A 642-nucleotide genomic window follows, 5' to 3' on the forward strand; every position below is an offset into this window, starting at 1 on the left:
ATATTGTTCTGCTCCAGATTCTTAAGCTTGTCAAGCAGTTTCCTTTTCTTCTTCGAAGCAGTCTTAGACAAAGGCTTGTCTGCCTTTTCCAGCTGCTCAAGCTGCTGATTGAGCTGCCAGCGCAAACTCATATATGGCTGGCGATTTGCGTTTCGCTTGCCGTATTTGTCAACGATGGCATTGGCAAGCTTGCTGAAGTTTTCACCATATTCATTGCCGCTGCTGCAGGAAAGCAGGGTGGCAAGCCCCTTGTCAATGCCGATCGCCTTCTTTGAATCGTTGCTGTAGCGTTTGCTAGAGATCAGCTTATGAACTTCGAGGCGCTGCTTGATGCGGTCAAGCACCACGGTGATATCGCCGGTGCGTGGATAATTCCACGGGCTGGTCATCTCCACAGAAAACTGCTTTCTAGGCACGTCTGAACTGAATGAAAAAGTATTTCCTTCAAATGCCCAATTCAAGTCACACTTCATGCTAGAGCTAAGCTTGCCCGACTTGCGTGCCCGGTAGTGGTAGCGATACGTAATTCGGCGTAGATAGCTATATGCCTGATTGATTTGTTTGTGTTTCAGCTTAGTTTCAATCTCGGCAAGAGCTTCGGCGTATTCTTCCGGCAGCTCAATTGGCTTGTGAAGAAGAACG

Annotated in this window: 1 pseudogene; it reads right to left on the reverse strand. The window is 48.0% G+C overall.

Annotation, left to right across the window (positions count from 1 at the left end):
- Window positions 1-642: pseudogene (locus HMPREF3168_RS04205) on the reverse strand (RNA-guided endonuclease TnpB family protein); the annotation flags it as partial.

Source organism: Lactobacillus sp. HMSC08B12 (genome assembly GCF_001808415.1).
GTDB lineage: Bacteria > Bacillota > Bacilli > Lactobacillales > Lactobacillaceae > Lactobacillus > Lactobacillus delbrueckii.